Below are 14,887 nucleotides of genomic sequence, written 5' to 3'. Positions count from 1 at the left end.
ATGCGCCAGGGGCCCTGGTCAGGCTCCGGCGCGGGAAGAACGCAGACGCCCCACGACGCCCGTGGGGAAATAGTAGACCGACAACACGAACAGCACGCCCAGCCACAGCAGCCAGCGGTCGGGCGACAGCAGCGCGGCCAGCCAGGGCAGGCTGTGCGCGGCCTCGCTGGCCACGCGCAGCAGGTCCTGCAGATAGCTCTGGGCGATGAGGAACAGCACCGAGCCGATCGCCGCGCCATAGATGGTGCCCATGCCGCCGATCACCACGATCAGCAGGCAGTCCATCATGATCTCGAACGACAGCGAGGTATCGGGCCCGTTATAGCGCAGCCACAGCGCCAGCATGGCCCCGGCCACACAGGCGAACAGGGCCGACAGCACGCTGGACAGGGTGCGGTACACCACCACCCGGTAGCCGATGGCCTCGGCACGGAACTCGTTCTCGCGGATGGCCTGCAGCACGCGGCCGAACGGGGAATTGACGATGCGCAGCAGCGCCAGCACCAGCGCCATGGCCAGCACGAACAGCAGGTAGTAAGTGATGATGCGCCCGTCGATCAGCACGCCCAGCACCTCGTTCTCGAAGGGCTCGAAGCTGGGCGACAGCCACTCGGGCAGCTTGAAGCTCAGCCCGTCCTCCCCGCCCGTCCATTCCGACAGTTGGGAGGCCAGCGTCTGGAACGCCGCCGCCACGGCCAGCGTGATCATGGCAAAGAAGATGGCCCGCACGCGCAGCGAGAACAGGCCGATGGCCAGCGACAGCAGCAGCGACACCAGCAGCGCCGCGCCCACTCCCAGCGCCAGCGCGCCCCAGCCCGCGCCCAGGCGCGACGATGCAATCGCCACGCCATAGGCGCCAATGCCGAAGAACATGGTGTGCGCAAAGCTCACGATGCCGGTATAGCCCAGCAGCAGATCGAAGCTGGCCACCAGCACCACGAAGATCAGCACCTTGGCCGCCACGTTCAGCGCCTTCACGCCAGGGAACAAGAAGGGCGCCGCCGCCAGCCCCAGGAAGATCAACAGCAGCAGCACCGCCAGCACGCGGCTGCGCGGCAGGTCGCCGGAAAGCAATCGGTTGAGCATGTCGATCACTCCTTCAGCGGTTCGCCACGGGATAGACGCCCTGCGGGCGCCATAGCAGGATGGCCACCATCAGCGCGATGTTGGAGAACAGCGCCACCTTGGGCACCAGGAACCCCGTGTAGTTGGCCATCAGCCCCACCAGCAGCGCGCCGATCAGCGCCCCGCCCGTGCTGCCCAGCCCGCCGATGATGATCACGATGAAGATCAGCACATTGACCTGCGCCCCCATCTGCGGCACCACGCTCTGCTGGTACATGCCCCACATCACCCCGCCCAGCCCCGCAAGCGCCGAGCCCGCCACGAACACGCCCACGAACAGGCGGCGCACGCGGTAGCCCAGGGCCTCCACCATCTCGCGGTCCTGCACGCCCGCGCGGATCAGCAGGCCGATCTTGGTGCGCGACAGCGTCCAGGCCAGCAGGGCAAACACCGCCAGCCCCACCAGCACGGCCACCACGCGGTACTTTTCCACGGCGGCATCGCCCAGCAGCCAGGCGCCCTTCATGCCCTGGGGCAGCGGCAGCGGAATCTGCTGCGGGCCCCAGATGAGCTTGATCAGCTCCTCGCCGATGATCATGCCGCCCATGGTGATCAGGATCTGCTTGAGATGCTGGCCGTACACGGGCCGCACGATGAAGCGCTCGAACGCCAGCCCGATGGCGCCCGCCACCAGCATGGCCACCACCATGGCCGGCAGCACGGCCAGCAGGTTGCGCCACAGCTGGTCCGACCCCGTCCAGTCGCCCATGGCACCCAGCACGCTGGTGGCCACGAAGGCACCCAGCGCGATGAACACGCCGTGGCCGAAGTTCAGCACGTCCATCAGCCCGAACACCAGCGTCAGCCCCGAGGCGATGATGAACACGATCATCCCCATGGCCAGCCCCGCCACCGTCAGCGTCAGCCAGGTCGAGCCCGAGCCCACCAGCGGCAGCGCCGCCAGGGCCAGCACGGGCACCAGCAGCAGCGGCTTGAAATCCACATCCAGCCTGTTCAGCTTGTTCATAGCGAAAGCCCCAGCAGCGACTGCTGCAACGCCGCGTCTGCCGAGAACTCGGCCATGCCGCCCGCGTGCACCACGCGGCCGTTGTCCATCACCGCCACGCGGTCGCCCAGGCGGCGCGCAAAGCCCAGGTTCTGCTCCACCAGCACAATCGTCGTGCCGCCCGCCTTGAGCTGGGCGAAGGCCGCGATCATGTTCTCGATGATGGCCGGTGCCAGGCCCTTGCTGGGCTCGTCCACGATCAGCAGGTCGCGCGGCTCCACGATGGCGCGCGCCACCGCCACCATCTGCTTTTGCCCGCCCGACAGCTTGCCGGCCGGGTGGTTCCAGAACTTCTCCACCGCCGGGAACATGCCGAAGATCCACTGCAGCCGCTGCGCGTCCATGCGGTCAGCGCGCGAGGCGCCGCGCGCGGCCAGCAGCAGGTTTTCCTGCACCGTCAGGTCCGCGAAGATGCCCATGTTCTCGGGCACATAGGCAATGTTCAGCCGAGCGATCGCGGGCGTGGGCAGGGCCGTGATGTCGGCCCCGCCAAAGGCGATGCGCCCCTGGCTGGCCCGCCACAGGCCCATGATGGTGCGCAGCGTGGTCGTCTTGCCCGCGCCGTTGCGCCCCAGCAGCATGGTCAGCTGCCCGCGCGGCACGGCCAGGTCCACGCCATGCAGGATGTGATAGGCCCCGATATGCGTGTGCACGCCCGACAGTTCGAGCAGGTTGGGGTTTGGGTTGAGGTTGGCGGCAGCGCTCATGCGGCCTCCTTCACGGCGCCCTGCTCCGGCACCACACCCAGGTAGGCCTGCTGCACCACAGGCGAGGCAATGACCTCGGCCGGCGGCCCATCGGCCACCAGCGTGCCATTGGTCAGCACGATGATGCGGTCGGCCAGCTCGCGCACCACATCCATCTTGTGCTCCACCAACAGGATGATCTTGCTGCGGTCCTGCTTGAGCCTGCGTATCAGGTCCAGGATCACCGGCGCCTCGTCATGGCTCATGCCCGCCGTGGGCTCGTCGAACATATAGACCTGGGGTTCCAGCGCCATCAGCAAGGCCACCTCCAGCTTGCGCTGGTCGCCATGCGGCAGCGCGGCCACGGCCTCGTCGCGCCGGGCGGACAGGGCCACCTGGTCGAGGATGTGCAGCGCCCGCTGCGTGAGCGCGCGGTGGTCGCTCCAGATGCTCCACAGGTTCAGGCCGCGCCGGTGCGGCCCCTCGTCGCGCGCCTGCACGGCCAGGCGCACGTTCTCCAGCACGCTCAGGTGCGGGAACAGATTGGTGAGCTGGAACGCCCGCCCCAGCCCGGCCCGCGTGCGCGCCGAAGGGGCCAGCCCCGTCAGCTCGCGCCCGCCCAGCAGCACGCGCCCGGCCGTGGCCTTGAGCTGCCCCGAGATCAGGTTGAAATACGTGGTCTTGCCCGCCCCGTTGGGCCCCACGATGGCCGTCAGCGTGCCCGGCTCGAAAGCGCAGCTCACGCCGTTGACGGCCACATGGCCCCCGAAGCGGATGGTCAGATCCTCTGTGCGCAACATTGCTCAGCGGCCGTTGCGGATAGGAACCTGCATCTCCTCGGGCTTGATCTCGCGCACCAGCTCGGGCACGCCCCAGGCCAGCACCGGGTCCACGCGGATCTTGAAGTGGTACATGCTCTGCAGGGCCTGGTGGTCTTCCTTGCGGAAGGTCATCTGGCCCTTGGGCGTGTCGAAGCTCATGCCCTCCATGGCCTTGATCAGACCGTTGGTCTTGGTGTCTCCACCTGTCTTCTTGAGCGCCGTCACGATGGCCATGGCCGCAGAGAAGCCGCCGGCCGTGAAGAAATCCGGCGGCGTCTTGTACTGCTTGTAGTGCATGGACACCAGCGCCTCGTTCACCGGATTCTTGGGAATGCCGTAGTAGTAGTACGTGGCGCCCTCCATGCCCGGCAGATTCTTGTAGGCCGCCATGGCGGGCAGGATGTTGCCGCCCGTGGCGATCTCGATCCCGTAGCGCTTGAGATCCATGTCCGCGATCTTGAACGGATTGCCCGCCCCGGCCCACACGATCCAGATGATCTTCCTGCCCGGCTGGTCCTTGAGCTTGTCGATCAGCCGCTGCGCCCCTGCCGTGAAATCCGTGGTGGCGGCAGGCAGGTACTCCTCATGCGCCAGCTTGCCCTTCTTGATGGCGTCCTTGAAGGCCTTCACCCCGTCGCGGCCGAAGGCGTTGTCCTGGGCCAGCGTGGCAATCGTCACGCCCGCCCTGTCGATGGCCACCGCATTGCTGATGGCGTCCTGGCTGGAGTTGCGGCCCGTGCGGAAGATGTACTTGTTCCACTTGTCGCCCGTGATCGAATCGGCCACGGCCGGCTCCACCAGCAAAATCTTCTTGTACTCCTCGGCCACCGGCAGCATGGCCAGCGCCACGCCGGACGACGTGGGCCCCACGGCCAGATCGGCCTTGTCATCGGAATACGCCGTGGCCAGCAGGCTCTTGCCCAGGTCGGGCTTGCCCTGGTCGTCCTTCTCGATCACCACCAGCTTTTTGCCATTCACCGCCATGCTGCCGCCCGTGGCGTACTCCAGCCCCATCAGCAGCCCGGCCTGGGTCTGCTTGCCATAGGCCTCCAGCGCGCCGGTCTTGCTGTAGACGTGGGCAATGCGGATCTCGCCCTGCTGGGCCAGTGCAGCAGGAGCTGCAGCGGCCATGGCGGCGAGTGCGATGGCGCAATGGAGGAAGGGGCGGCGGTGCATGGTTTGTCTCCTTTGGGGTTTGCGGCTTGATGGCCTGGCTGGGCCTGCCGTTTTGCAAGGGGACCATGCATGCTTTGTGCCAGGCACGCCCAGACGGCACCCAGGCGGCACCAAGACAGGGACGGCCTTGCGCCCCCCGGGGCCAGGCAGCCCGTGCCAGGGCCGAAAGTGTCTGGCCATTGGACAGATTCAGTGTCTTTTTCCAAGACAGCTGCCTGAATCCGATACAGGGCAAACCATGAATTCCTGGGATGTTCCCCTGCGCCTGGCCCACCATCACGTCCTGGCCGGCCAGCAGCTTCATAAGTTCAGGAGGCCCATGGGCGTGGGGAGAAAACCGTTGTTTTCTTCAGGCAACAGCCGCTGATTCGGCCAGATGGGGCATGGTGCGCTGCCTCAGCTCGACCAGCGGCAATGCCCGCTGAACCGCCAGCGCGGCCCGCTGTAGCAGTGCCTCGTCGTGCAGGCGGTAGTCCACGAAATCCTTGTCGGTCGCGTAGACACCCAGTGGCAGGGTGCGCGCCTGGAAGAAGCTGAACAGCGGCCGCAACTGGTGGTCTATCACCAGGGCATGGCGCTCGCTTCCACCGGTGGCCGCCAGCAGCACGGGTTTGTCGATCAAGGCGTCCTGGTGGACGAAGTCGAAGAAGTGCTTGAACAGTCCGGTGTAGGCGCCGCGAAAGACCGGTGTGGCCACCACCAGCACATCCGCCTGCTCCACCGCCGCAAGCTCCCGCTCCACCGTCTCGGGCAACTGCGAGCGCCACACCGCGCCGGCAAGCTGCGGCGCGAGCTGGCCCAGTTCCACCAGGCGTTGTTCGCACGGAACTTCGTCGGCGATCAGATCAGACAGATGCTCTGCCAGGGCGGCAGACTTGGAGGGGCGCTGCAGTCCGCCGGATACGGCGACCAGACGAAGTGGACCTGTCATTGCTGCTCTCACGCAAGATGGCCGGGGTTCAACGCGGGAGCCGGTTGTGGCGACCATGCGGTCCGAGGTGAAGTGATGGCCATGACTGCTTCCCAAAATGCAAACGAACAATGGGAGCGGATGATATGGAGCCAAATCAATGAAGTAAAATGGTTTTATCTCACAATTACATGACTAAAACTCATATAAAGCCTTAAACCTGCCCCGTCGGTGCTGTTCGGGGGAGCATCCGGGTCACAAGCGAGGCGGGCATCTGCATCGCGCACAAGCGGGCCGTTGCCGAACCGGCATTCCCGCTCAGCGGCCCGCTTCCTGGGCCTGCACCAGACACTCCCGCAACGCCTGCGCCACAGGCCCGAGCATGCGATCGCGCCGCTGCAGCAGGCCCAGCGTGCGCCACACATCGGGTGCGGTCAGGGGTACGCCGCAGACCTGGGCGTGGTCCTGGCGCAGGGCCAGCTGGGGCACGGCGGCCAGGCCCAGGCCCGCTTCCACCAGGGCCAGGGCGCCTGTGACGTGGTTGCACTCGTGCCAGGCCACGGGCTGCTCGGGCAGGCCAGCCATCACCTGGTCCAGCAGCAGCCGATTGCCGCTCTTGTGGGAGACGGAGACCAGGCGCTTGCCCGCCAGCTCGGCCCATTCCACCTGGCTGCGCCCGGCCCAGGCGTGGCTGCGCGGCATGGCCAGCACATAGCGCTCGCGCGTGAGCGCCTCAAAGCGCAGCGACGGCTCCTGGCTGCCCGTGAAGCTCAGGCCAAAGTCCGCATCCCCGCGCAGCACGGCCTCCACCACCTGCTGCGCGCTCTCGTCGATGACGTGCACCTGCACATCGGGCTGCTCCACGGCAAAGGACTTCAGCACGGGAGGCAGCAGATTGGTGGCCACCGAAGGCACGCAGGCAACCGTCACCCGGCCACGGCGCAGCTTCAGCTGGTCATCCACGCGCTGCACGGCCTCGTCCAAGCCGGCCAGGGCCCTGCGCGCCTCCTGCAGGAATTCATGGCCCACCTCGGTCAGTTCCACACGCCGCGTGGTGCGCTCCAGCAGCCGCGCGCCCAGCACGGACTCCAGCCGCTCCACCCGCCGGCTCAAGGCAGGCGGCGACAGGAAAAGCGCTTCTGCGGCCAGGCGAAAGCTGGCTTTCTCGGCCGTGGTCACGAAGGCGATCAGTTCCCCCATGTCGAATTTGATGCGCTGCACGCAACAGTCCTTCCAAAAGTTGCAATTCACAGAATAACACCCGCTGCATAGGATGGCGCCCTTGATAACGCTGCCCCCTGCGGGCAGGCAAGACCAACAAACGGAGACGACATGCACCAACGCAGACTGATCGCAGGCGGCGCCCTGGCCGCCCTTCTTTCCCTGGCCGTGGGCACTGCCCAGGCCCAGGACTTCCCCCCCAAGAAACCCGTGGTCATGGTGGTCGGCTTCGCCGCAGGCGGCTCGGCCGACATTGCCGCGCGCATCATCGCCAAGAAGCTGGGCGAGAACATCGGCCAGAGCGTGGTCGTGGAAAACAAGCCAGGCGCGGGCGGCAACCTGGCCCACACGCAGGTGGCCAATGGCCCGTCCGATGGCTCGGTGCTGCTCTTCGGCTCCATCGGCCCGCTGGCCATTGCGCCGCACTTCATGAAGATCGGCTACGACCCGCTCAAGGACCTGGCCCCCATCACCATGGGCGTGAACTTTCCCAACGTGCTCGTCGTGCCCGCCGCCACCGGCATCAAGACCCTGGGCGAATACGTGGCCAAGGCCAAGCGCGAACCCGGCAAGCTGGACTTCGCCTCCACCGGCCCCGGCTCCGCATCGCACCTGGCCGGTGAACTGCTCAACGATGTCGCCAAGATCGACACCCTGCACGTGCCCTACAAGGGCGGCGCGCCCGCCCTGCAGGACGTGCTGGGCAACCGCGTGACCTCTTTCTACGCAGCCCCGCCCACGGCCCTGCCCCACATCGAATCGGGCAAGCTGATCCCGCTGGCCACCACGGGCCTCACGCGCCCGGCCTACCTGCCCAACGTGCCCACCGTGGCCGAAAGCTTCCCCGGCTTCAACGCCACCAATTGGTACGCCTTCGTGGCATCCGCCAAGACGCCCAAGCCCTTGCTGGACCGCTGGAACACAGAGCTGGTCAAGGTGCTGAACACCCCCGAAGTGCGCGACAACCTGCTCAAGCACGGCCAGACCGCCGCCCCGGGCACCCGCGAGGAACTGGGCCAGTTCATCGCCGCCGAGCACGCCAAGTGGGGCCGCATCATCCGCGAGCGAAAAATCACCGCCGATTGATTCCCTCGGCAGCCGTTAGCCGTTCCCCAACCATAAAAAACCAGGAGACAAACCATGACCGCCATCCGTTCCACCCCCCTGCCTCCCTCTGTGCAGTCCTCCGTGCCATCCACCCTGCGCCGCCGCACCCTGGGCGCGCTGCTGGGCGGCGCACTCAGCCTGGGCATGGCCCTGGGCGCTGCCACGCCTTCCACCGCCGCCGCAGATGAAATCCGCGTGGTCACCTCGGGCGGCTTCTCTGCCGCCTACGACCAGCTGATACCCCTGTACGAGCAGGCCACGGGCCACAAGGTCGTCACCTCGCGCGGTGCCTCCATGGGCAATGCGCAGGACTCCATTCCCAGCCGCCTGGCGCGGGGCGAGCAGTTCGATATCGTCATCCTCGCGGATGGAGCCTTGGACAATCTGGCCGCCCAAGGCAAGGTGGAAGCGGGCAGCCGCGTGGACCTGGCGCGCTCCATGATCGGCATGAGTGTGCGCAAGGGCACACCCAAGCCCGACATCAGCACCGTGGACGCGCTCAAGCAGACCCTGCTGGATGCCAAGACCATTGCCTACTCGGCCAGCGCCAGCGGCACCTATCTGGCCAACGAACTGTTCCCCCGCCTGGGCGTGGCCGAGCAGATGAAGGGCAAGGCCACCCGCATCCTCAGCGAGCGCGTGGGCGCCGTGGTGCTGCGTGGCGATGCGGACATCGGCTTCCAGCAGGTCAGCGAACTGCTGCCGTTCAAGGAACTGGAATTCGTCGGCCCCCTGCCCGATGAAGTGCAGCAGCGCGTGTTCTTCTCCGCAGGCGTGGCCACCGGCGCCAAGAGCCCTGACACGGCGCGCCACCTGATCCGCTTCCTGGCAGCCCCCGCCGCCGCGCCCATCGTGCGCAGCACGGGCATGGAGCCGGCGGCCAAGCCCTGACGGCAGGCGCCCGAGCCCTCAAGGCTCTCTAGGCTCTCTAGGCTCTCTAGGCACTCAAGGCCCTCTAGGCCCTCTAGGCCCTCGACACACAGGGGGCCTTCACCCCTCCCCGGTTCGACCTCCATTCAGCGGCGCTGCAACGGCACTGCTGCGGCATGCCGCTGCCCAGCCCTATCACCCTCGCCACACCCATGAACACCAAAACCCTGGTGCTGATCACCCTCGCCGCTGCACCGCTGTCGGCCCTTGCGCAATCCAGCATCACGCTCTACGGCATTGCCGATACCGGCGTGCGCTACACCAGCGGCCTTACCGCCGCCAACGCGGCCAGCAACACCTCGGGCGCCGCGCTGTCCAGCGGCGTCAACACCACCAGCCGCTTCGGGTTTCGCGGGCGCGAAGACCTGGGCGGCGGCATGTACGCCCTGTTCAACCTGGAAACCGGCCTGAACCTGGACACCGGCACCACCGCCAACTCCAGCAAATTCTTCGACCGCGCAGCCATCGTGGGCCTGGGCGGCGGCTGGGGCCAGGTCACGGCCGGCCGCCAGACCAACCTGCTGGCAGATGCAATCAGCCCCGTGGACCCCGTGGGCATGCGCTTCGCCGCCTTCAACCCCAACATCGCCACAGCGGCCCTGAGCAGCCACGGCCTGGGCGTGGAATACGGCAGCGCGGGCGCCACCACCGGCTCCTACCGGCTGGACAACTCGGTCAAGTACACCGGCCGCTTTGGCGGCCTCACCGCCCGTGCCATGTACAGCTTTGGCGAGACGGCGCAAGGCGGCTCCGCCCGCTCATCGGCCGGCGCGGGCCTGGCCTATGGCACGCAGACATGGACCGTCTCCGGCGCCTACCAGCGCTTCAAGACCGCAGACCAGTGGGAGCTGAAAGCCGCCACCCTGGGCGCCAGCTACAAATGGGACAACCTGCGCCTTGCGCTGAACACCGCGCGCAGCGACGGCCAGACCAACGCCACCACCAGCCGCACCGTGCAGCGCGTGCACTCGCTGGGCGCCACCTGGTCCGCCCGCAGCACGCTGGACCTGACCGCCGCCCTGTACCGCGTGGAACGCGAACGCAGCGGCCGCGCCGCAGACGGCTACACCCGCGCCCTGCTGTTTGCGGAATACAAGCTCTCGCGCCGCAGCAAGCTGTATGCGGAACTGGACCGCACGCATTGGAGCGGAGGGTTTCAGGGCGGGCAGAACAAGGATGTGGCTACGGGGGTGACTGCGGGGTTGATGCATAGCTTCTGAGGGGCACTGCGAGCACTCGCCCCATTGCCAACTCAGCCGCTCAGCTTTTTGAATGGCGTGTCGGAAGTGATCCAGCCCTTGCCTTGGGGGCAGATCACTTCCTTGTAACGCAGCTCTTTTTCAAAGCTCCACTGCTGGCCGAATGCGCAAACGTCCCCTGCGTTGAGGACAAATGCCACTGTCTGCGGGTGGCCATTTTTCAGCAGAACATCGACGCTTTGCGTCGCTTCCCACCGGCCATTTGGCGGCTGGCTGCAACCCAGAGTTGCCAGCAACGCCGTGATCGCCGTCCTTCGCAGTAGGTTTTTCATCGACTGGCAGCAAATACACATCAATCCCTCAATTCAACGTAGTCCCGCTTGGACCTATTGATGCTCGATGCAACGCTGTTTTCCGGGTAGCTTTCAATATATCTGTCAATGTAGTACAGATATCTTTCACGGGAAGCATCATCAATATTGACAAGGAATTTATCATCCTTGAAAGTGGATTGAAGTGCAATCATCTCCCTCGGATCCAGCATGCGCCTTTGAATAAGATCCTCCAGATTTCGATAGAAATATGATTCATTGGGTGCGTAGGCCTTCAGTGTGTTTATCCAGTTCTCATATCTAAAGACATCTGTGAATCCAAGCTGATGAATACCTCCTCCGATTTTCTGTTTACTTTCGCTTATTATTTCAAAAATTTCCTTCTTTTCAGATATAGAAATGGTATTCGGTAGTGTTATGTTGCTACAAAGATTTGCCAGCATTACATCGCGGCCATATTCGTTTCCAGACTCCAGTATTTCCTTGACAATACTGACAGGTTTATCGACCGTAATGGATAGCATGTGTCCAAGTTCACCATAGTACTCATCGGCATTCAATATACCTTCATCATGCGCCTGCTTCAAACGCGGCTTGGTGTCTTGAAAATTCCCTGCCCTGGAATAAGAAAACAATTCCAGCTTCTTCTTTTCGAAGTCCTCCTCCGCGCTGATTGACGGCGCACCATGATTCAGGATGGGGAAAACCTGATTTATGAAGATGTCACTATTTTTTGAGGATACACCTAAATTTCCAGATATTTCCCCAGGGATGGCGATGCCTTCACGCCCAGATGCTTGCTCTCCCCCTATTGCGCTATTCTGCGAAGTGTGATGTTCTGGAGATGCAACAGCACGATAGACCAGCACCACACATCCGGAGACAATCGTTATACCCATGAATACTATTATCATCACATTCTTCTTCATGGCCATCGCTCACCACCGCCTCTCTTGAAGGTTGCTATACACACTCACAGGAGTAATAACTCTCGCCCAAGAAGTTTGATAAGAAATTTGTCGCCCCCAGATCTCAGCTGCCGCTTCCGAATTTCTCCCACCCACTACTTTTTGGCTCCTAAGCGGATTGCCATATATTGAAGTGGCCGCCCAAACATCCAGAACAAAAGTCTCGCAACGGTACACACCTCGGGCAGGCTTGGTTTCAACCAACTTTTCAGTACATTTGTTTGAAAATGGGCTGCAGACATTCTTTGTCCAGTAAGTCATTCCTTGCATGCTTGGCGTATATTGAGCAGCTTTTGCATAGGAAGCTCCAATCGTATACTTTATAAATGCAGCTCTTGCAGCCATTTGTCTAATATAGTGATTGAATGTATGCGGGCCGGTCAGCACAAGTCGCCCACTTTCCAATTGAAAGTAATGACAAGAGATTACTCCGCAATACTCCTGCCTAAAATCTTGCGGTATCACAGGAGAAATTGTCTTCCATAGGTCGGTGGCGCTAGAAAAAACATCCCATGTCGCCGGTCTTATCGTGTTTTTTGGATCTATTGTGCCCACTGCTTCAAGCACGTTGTAGCCATCCCAAAGTCCAATATGCCCGAAGTAATTCAGTGGACCTCCCCAGGAATATGCCAAATCTCTTCCCACTACATCTCCAAAATTGGCGGGCTTTTCCCTACCAGGTATGGCATCGAATTTTATTCTCATGGGTGTATTCTGAAGCTTCTCAGAAGTATTGTCCTCGTAAATGGCGTACACATCCACATTGCGTACCGCACCGTTCAGCAGCCCGATGGGAACGTCCACTTGAATATCAAACCCATGATTGGATGTCGTACTGTTGCATGCAGCTTGCACAGCAAATTCCCTGACAATGGCGGCGTTTCCGCCGCCGATGTACTGGCCATCCGCATAAATATGAATTCCTGAGGGAACAGACGATCCAGCTTTACATGCCCATCCCATATAGCGCTTATAGGTGGTTCCTGCATCCAGCCATCCTTTGGCCTGCGCCATGCAAGGAAGCAGCGTCATCAAGGCAATCGCAAAAATATTAGTGAATATTTTCATACCCGCGTCACTTCGTAGTTTTTCCTCATCAATATTAACAATCAATTGAAAATAGCTATCGAATCACCATGCCACCCCCAGGGGAATCAGACTATTCCTAAGAGTTAGGCTGACGCAATTGGAAATGAGAGCTACGGTTGTTCACCAGAACTACAAAATCTCAAAAAAGTGAGCAAGGTTTCTTGGAAATTCAGGGCAGATGCGGCCACATGGCAGGTGTGGTCTGTCGAAATGAGTGCAGGACTTGGCCGCAAAATCAAGCCGAAAAACTTTTTCAATCGCCAACGAGGGGATTCCATCAATAAAACGACTTCCGCCTCCTTTCACCTCATGAGGTCTGCCGATCAAAGGCAACAGACAGACGCTCCAGGCCGCGCATGGCCTCCCCGGCGTCGTATCGCACCATGGAGCTCTTATCGGGGCTGTGATCTTCAAAGACAGGCGGGCCTGCCTACACTGGCACGGCAGGTGCTCATCAGAGGCCGCCTTCCGGGAAGTGCAGGAACAGCAACACCCTGTGGTTGGCTCAACCGGCCGACCGGCTCTTATGTATTTTTTTGTGATCAAAACCCGGAGGCTCGGATGCCAGGCGCAAAGGTAGTTGTTCAGTTCGTGGATGCGAAGGTTGGCGGGCGGCAGAGACCTGCGCTCCTCGACAAGGCCTATCGGCCGCACTTTCTCGTTGAAGATGGAGACTATTTGGGTGTGGCTTTCTGCGGGGATGATTCCAGCAGACAGATGCAGCCCAGCACCTGTGTGAGCGCCCAAGTGGCCTTCGTCTATGCCCCCGAAATCGACTACTCGGCGTTGAGTGCTGGTGTCCAGTTTCGAATTCTTGAAGGAGCAATGACTGCAGGAATCGGTGTGATCATCGAGTTGATCCCGTGATGTGCATGCGACTGCCAGGAACGAGCGGGCACTACACCCGTCAGGCTGCCCCGGAAGCCGACATCCCGCTGCAGAACATGGGCTGATGCCGCCCAATCTACGGAACTTGGCGCGAGTGAATCGCAAGAGCCCACTTGAACTGGCTGCACTCAACGAAGTCGCCACACAGAGGGTTTCGGAGTTTTGCGGCATCGAAACCAGCACATGCCGGCTGCTGCATATGCAGGCCCGCCCCGAACCACAGACTCAGAGCTTGGCCCACACCCATATTTCAAGACCGGACAGCAGTCTCGACCAAGACACTCGGCGCCATGCGTCCCCGCCAGGTTAAAGCCGCCCCTCCAGATGCTCAGGCGCCGAGATGGTGCGCATCCACTTCACCGACTCCACCTTCCAGCCTGGCTCACGCTGCATGATTTCCATCACGCCTGGCAGATGCGCAGCGCCATACGTGACGTAGATTTTCGGGCGCTTGTCATCCAGCAATTGCCTTGCAAGGTGGCGATTGCGGAAGTCGAGCACCACCGGGTCCAGGTCACCGCCGCCGCCCTGGCCGGAACGGCGCATCACATAGGTCATGAACCCGCGGCACAGTGTGCCGGCGAGCGTGACCTGCCGCTCATCGCCAGACTTCTGCCATTCGATCACACGCGCCACGACGTCCGATGAATCGTCTTCAGCGTCGGTGGCTTGCTGCTTTTCACGTTGGCGCATCGCTGCCGCGAAGGCTGGGTCGCTCTGCACCAATCTGTCGTATTCCTGCTTCATCGCTCGCGTGTCCACGTCCATGGTCACGTGCCGTTCGGGGTGGGCCTTGGCATCAGCCACCACCGGCCCGAAGTAGTCGATCTGGTAGGCGAGACCGCAGTTCTGGCCAAGCTCTCGGTAGCTGTCGCCAAGGTCTTTACCCTGGGTCAGGACCTTCTTGAACCAGGCGTCGGCTTCCGGATCGCTGTTGGCCACGCCTTCGTAGGCCAACACATAACCGTCGGCTAATGCCTTCTCAAGGTCGTAGACGATGGTCTTGAAGAAACGCTCGGCACCCACGTGCTGCATGCCTTGCAGCACGACGGTGCGGGGTCCGTTGGACATGGTGACGGTGGGCACGATGGCTGGACGTGTCTCGGTCATGACGGCAAGGACATACACCGGTGCTGCCGCCAATCCACACAACAAAAACCACAATCCGACGCTGCCATGCAGCCAACTTGCAGCCCAGGACCGTGCCCTGGACGAACGCGAGATCCGCCGCCAAGTCCAGACCAGCGGAACCGCGATCAGCGCGGCCGCCAGTAGCAAGGCAGGCAGCGAGAGCCAACTCGCACCGAGAAGGATCGGCAGGCCCGCCACGAAACAAAGCACAAGCACTGCCCACAGCAATGTGGTCAAGCGGATTGACAGCGTGCTGCGCACAGGGCCGCTGTCGGTTGTAGGGGTGGAGGCCTCCATC

Annotated in this window: 15 protein-coding genes; 4 read left to right on the top strand and 11 right to left on the bottom strand. The window is 62.6% G+C overall.

Annotated features, from left to right (window positions below):
* Window positions 1–18 precede the first annotated feature (18 nt).
* The 7 genes from ACF8NF_RS19595 to ACF8NF_RS19565 all read right to left on the bottom strand — a co-directional run bounded on the left by ACF8NF_RS19595 (window position 19) and on the right by ACF8NF_RS19565 (window position 6,945).
* Complete coding sequence (locus tag ACF8NF_RS19595) at window positions 19–1,086, bottom strand: branched-chain amino acid ABC transporter permease (protein ID WP_392451087.1); 1,068 nt, start codon at window positions 1,084–1,086, stop codon at window positions 19–21.
* 13 nt (window positions 1,087–1,099) lie between these two features.
* Window positions 1,100–2,092 (bottom strand): branched-chain amino acid ABC transporter permease, encoded by a 993-nt coding sequence (locus tag ACF8NF_RS19590; protein WP_016449610.1) that lies wholly within the window; start codon window positions 2,090–2,092, stop codon window positions 1,100–1,102.
* Window positions 2,089–2,838, bottom strand: a complete 750-nt coding sequence (locus tag ACF8NF_RS19585; protein ID WP_016454051.1) for an ABC transporter ATP-binding protein — start codon at window positions 2,836–2,838, stop codon at window positions 2,089–2,091. Before ACF8NF_RS19585 ends, ACF8NF_RS19590 begins: the two co-directional genes overlap by 4 nt.
* On the bottom strand, window positions 2,835–3,617 hold the full coding sequence (locus ACF8NF_RS19580) for an ABC transporter ATP-binding protein (protein ID WP_392451086.1): 783 nt from the start codon (window positions 3,615–3,617) through the stop codon (window positions 2,835–2,837). Before ACF8NF_RS19580 ends, ACF8NF_RS19585 begins: the two co-directional genes overlap by 4 nt.
* A gap of 3 nt (window positions 3,618–3,620) precedes the next feature.
* Window positions 3,621–4,814 carry a substrate-binding domain-containing protein gene (locus tag ACF8NF_RS19575; protein ID WP_392451085.1) on the bottom strand — a complete coding sequence of 398 codons (1,194 nt, stop codon included), beginning with the start codon at window positions 4,812–4,814 and terminating at the stop codon, window positions 3,621–3,623.
* 349 nt (window positions 4,815–5,163) lie between these two features.
* Window positions 5,164–5,745 carry an FMN reductase gene (msuE, locus tag ACF8NF_RS19570; RefSeq protein ID WP_061289067.1) on the bottom strand — a complete coding sequence of 194 codons (582 nt, stop codon included), beginning with the start codon at window positions 5,743–5,745 and terminating at the stop codon, window positions 5,164–5,166.
* Window positions 5,746–6,042: 297 nt separating this feature from the next.
* Entirely contained in the window at window positions 6,043–6,945 is a 903-nt protein-coding gene (locus tag ACF8NF_RS19565; RefSeq protein WP_392451084.1) for a LysR substrate-binding domain-containing protein, read from the bottom strand.
* Window positions 6,946–7,056: 111 nt separating this feature from the next.
* On the opposite strand from ACF8NF_RS19565, the gene ACF8NF_RS19560 reads away from it, so the two are divergent.
* The 3 genes from ACF8NF_RS19560 (at window position 7,057) to ACF8NF_RS19550 (ending at window position 10,202) form a co-directional block, all read left to right on the top strand.
* The gene (locus tag ACF8NF_RS19560) at window positions 7,057–8,031 is read left to right on the top strand and encodes a tripartite tricarboxylate transporter substrate binding protein (protein WP_034391632.1); all 975 of its coding nucleotides are present in this window, start codon (window positions 7,057–7,059) and stop codon (window positions 8,029–8,031) included.
* 54 nt (window positions 8,032–8,085) lie between these two features.
* Complete coding sequence (locus ACF8NF_RS19555; protein ID WP_392451083.1) at window positions 8,086–8,943, top strand: substrate-binding domain-containing protein; 858 nt, start codon at window positions 8,086–8,088, stop codon at window positions 8,941–8,943.
* 155 nt (window positions 8,944–9,098) lie between these two features.
* Entirely contained in the window at window positions 9,099–10,202 is a 1,104-nt protein-coding gene (locus ACF8NF_RS19550) for a porin (protein ID WP_043823833.1), read from the top strand.
* 32 nt (window positions 10,203–10,234) lie between these two features.
* Here the strand turns inward: ACF8NF_RS19550 and ACF8NF_RS19545 are convergent, their stop codons facing one another.
* The 3 genes from ACF8NF_RS19545 to ACF8NF_RS19535 are packed head-to-tail and all read right to left on the bottom strand — an operon-like array spanning window position 10,235 to window position 12,549.
* Window positions 10,235–10,513 (bottom strand): hypothetical protein, encoded by a 279-nt coding sequence (locus ACF8NF_RS19545; RefSeq protein ID WP_392451082.1) that lies wholly within the window; start codon window positions 10,511–10,513, stop codon window positions 10,235–10,237.
* A gap of 20 nt (window positions 10,514–10,533) precedes the next feature.
* Window positions 10,534–11,442: a hypothetical protein gene (locus ACF8NF_RS19540; protein ID WP_392451081.1), complete on the bottom strand. Its 909-nt coding sequence runs from the start codon at window positions 11,440–11,442 to the stop codon at window positions 10,534–10,536.
* Window positions 11,443–11,451: 9 nt separating this feature from the next.
* On the bottom strand, window positions 11,452–12,549 hold the full coding sequence (locus ACF8NF_RS19535) for a hypothetical protein (protein ID WP_392451080.1): 1,098 nt from the start codon (window positions 12,547–12,549) through the stop codon (window positions 11,452–11,454).
* Window positions 12,550–12,717: 168 nt separating this feature from the next.
* Between ACF8NF_RS19535 and ACF8NF_RS19530 the strand changes: the two genes are divergently transcribed.
* Window positions 12,718–13,437 (top strand): hypothetical protein, encoded by a 720-nt coding sequence (locus ACF8NF_RS19530; RefSeq protein ID WP_392451079.1) that lies wholly within the window; start codon window positions 12,718–12,720, stop codon window positions 13,435–13,437.
* Between the two features lie 327 nt (window positions 13,438–13,764).
* Here the strand turns inward: ACF8NF_RS19530 and ACF8NF_RS19525 are convergent, their stop codons facing one another.
* Window positions 13,765–14,886 carry a hypothetical protein gene (locus ACF8NF_RS19525; RefSeq protein ID WP_235434618.1) on the bottom strand — a complete coding sequence of 374 codons (1,122 nt, stop codon included), beginning with the start codon at window positions 14,884–14,886 and terminating at the stop codon, window positions 13,765–13,767.
* Between the last annotated feature and the right edge of the window lies 1 nt (window position 14,887).

It is taken from the genome of Delftia sp. WSY_22, from assembly GCF_043104185.1.
Taxonomy (GTDB): domain Bacteria; phylum Pseudomonadota; class Gammaproteobacteria; order Burkholderiales; family Burkholderiaceae_C; genus Comamonas; species Comamonas tsuruhatensis.
The sequence above is the reverse complement of the archived record's forward strand: the minus strand, read 5'-3'. Positions and strand labels throughout refer to the sequence as shown.

Bases quoted from the DNA above. Each gene is read 5' to 3' on its own strand.
- ACF8NF_RS19525 (WP_235434618.1), bottom strand. From the start codon at position 14,886: ATGGAGGCCTCCACCCCTACAACCGACAGCGGCCCTGTGCGCAGCACG.
- ACF8NF_RS19575 (WP_392451085.1), bottom strand. From the start codon at position 4,814: ATGCACCGCCGCCCCTTCCTCCATTGCGCCATCGCACTCGCCGCCATG.
- ACF8NF_RS19560 (WP_034391632.1), top strand. From the start codon at position 7,057: ATGCACCAACGCAGACTGATCGCAGGCGGCGCCCTGGCCGCCCTTCTT.
- ACF8NF_RS19590 (WP_016449610.1), bottom strand. From the start codon at position 2,092: ATGAACAAGCTGAACAGGCTGGATGTGGATTTCAAGCCGCTGCTGCTG.
- ACF8NF_RS19580 (WP_392451086.1), bottom strand. From the start codon at position 3,617: ATGTTGCGCACAGAGGATCTGACCATCCGCTTCGGGGGCCATGTGGCC.
- ACF8NF_RS19595 (WP_392451087.1), bottom strand. From the start codon at position 1,086: ATGCTCAACCGATTGCTTTCCGGCGACCTGCCGCGCAGCCGCGTGCTG.
- ACF8NF_RS19550 (WP_043823833.1), top strand. From the start codon at position 9,099: ATGCCGCTGCCCAGCCCTATCACCCTCGCCACACCCATGAACACCAAA.
- ACF8NF_RS19535 (WP_392451080.1), bottom strand. From the start codon at position 12,549: ATGAAAATATTCACTAATATTTTTGCGATTGCCTTGATGACGCTGCTT.
- ACF8NF_RS19585 (WP_016454051.1), bottom strand. From the start codon at position 2,838: ATGAGCGCTGCCGCCAACCTCAACCCAAACCCCAACCTGCTCGAACTG.
- ACF8NF_RS19555 (WP_392451083.1), top strand. From the start codon at position 8,086: ATGACCGCCATCCGTTCCACCCCCCTGCCTCCCTCTGTGCAGTCCTCC.
- msuE (WP_061289067.1), bottom strand. From the start codon at position 5,745: ATGACAGGTCCACTTCGTCTGGTCGCCGTATCCGGCGGACTGCAGCGC.
- ACF8NF_RS19540 (WP_392451081.1), bottom strand. From the start codon at position 11,442: ATGAAGAAGAATGTGATGATAATAGTATTCATGGGTATAACGATTGTC.
- ACF8NF_RS19545 (WP_392451082.1), bottom strand. From the start codon at position 10,513: ATGAAAAACCTACTGCGAAGGACGGCGATCACGGCGTTGCTGGCAACT.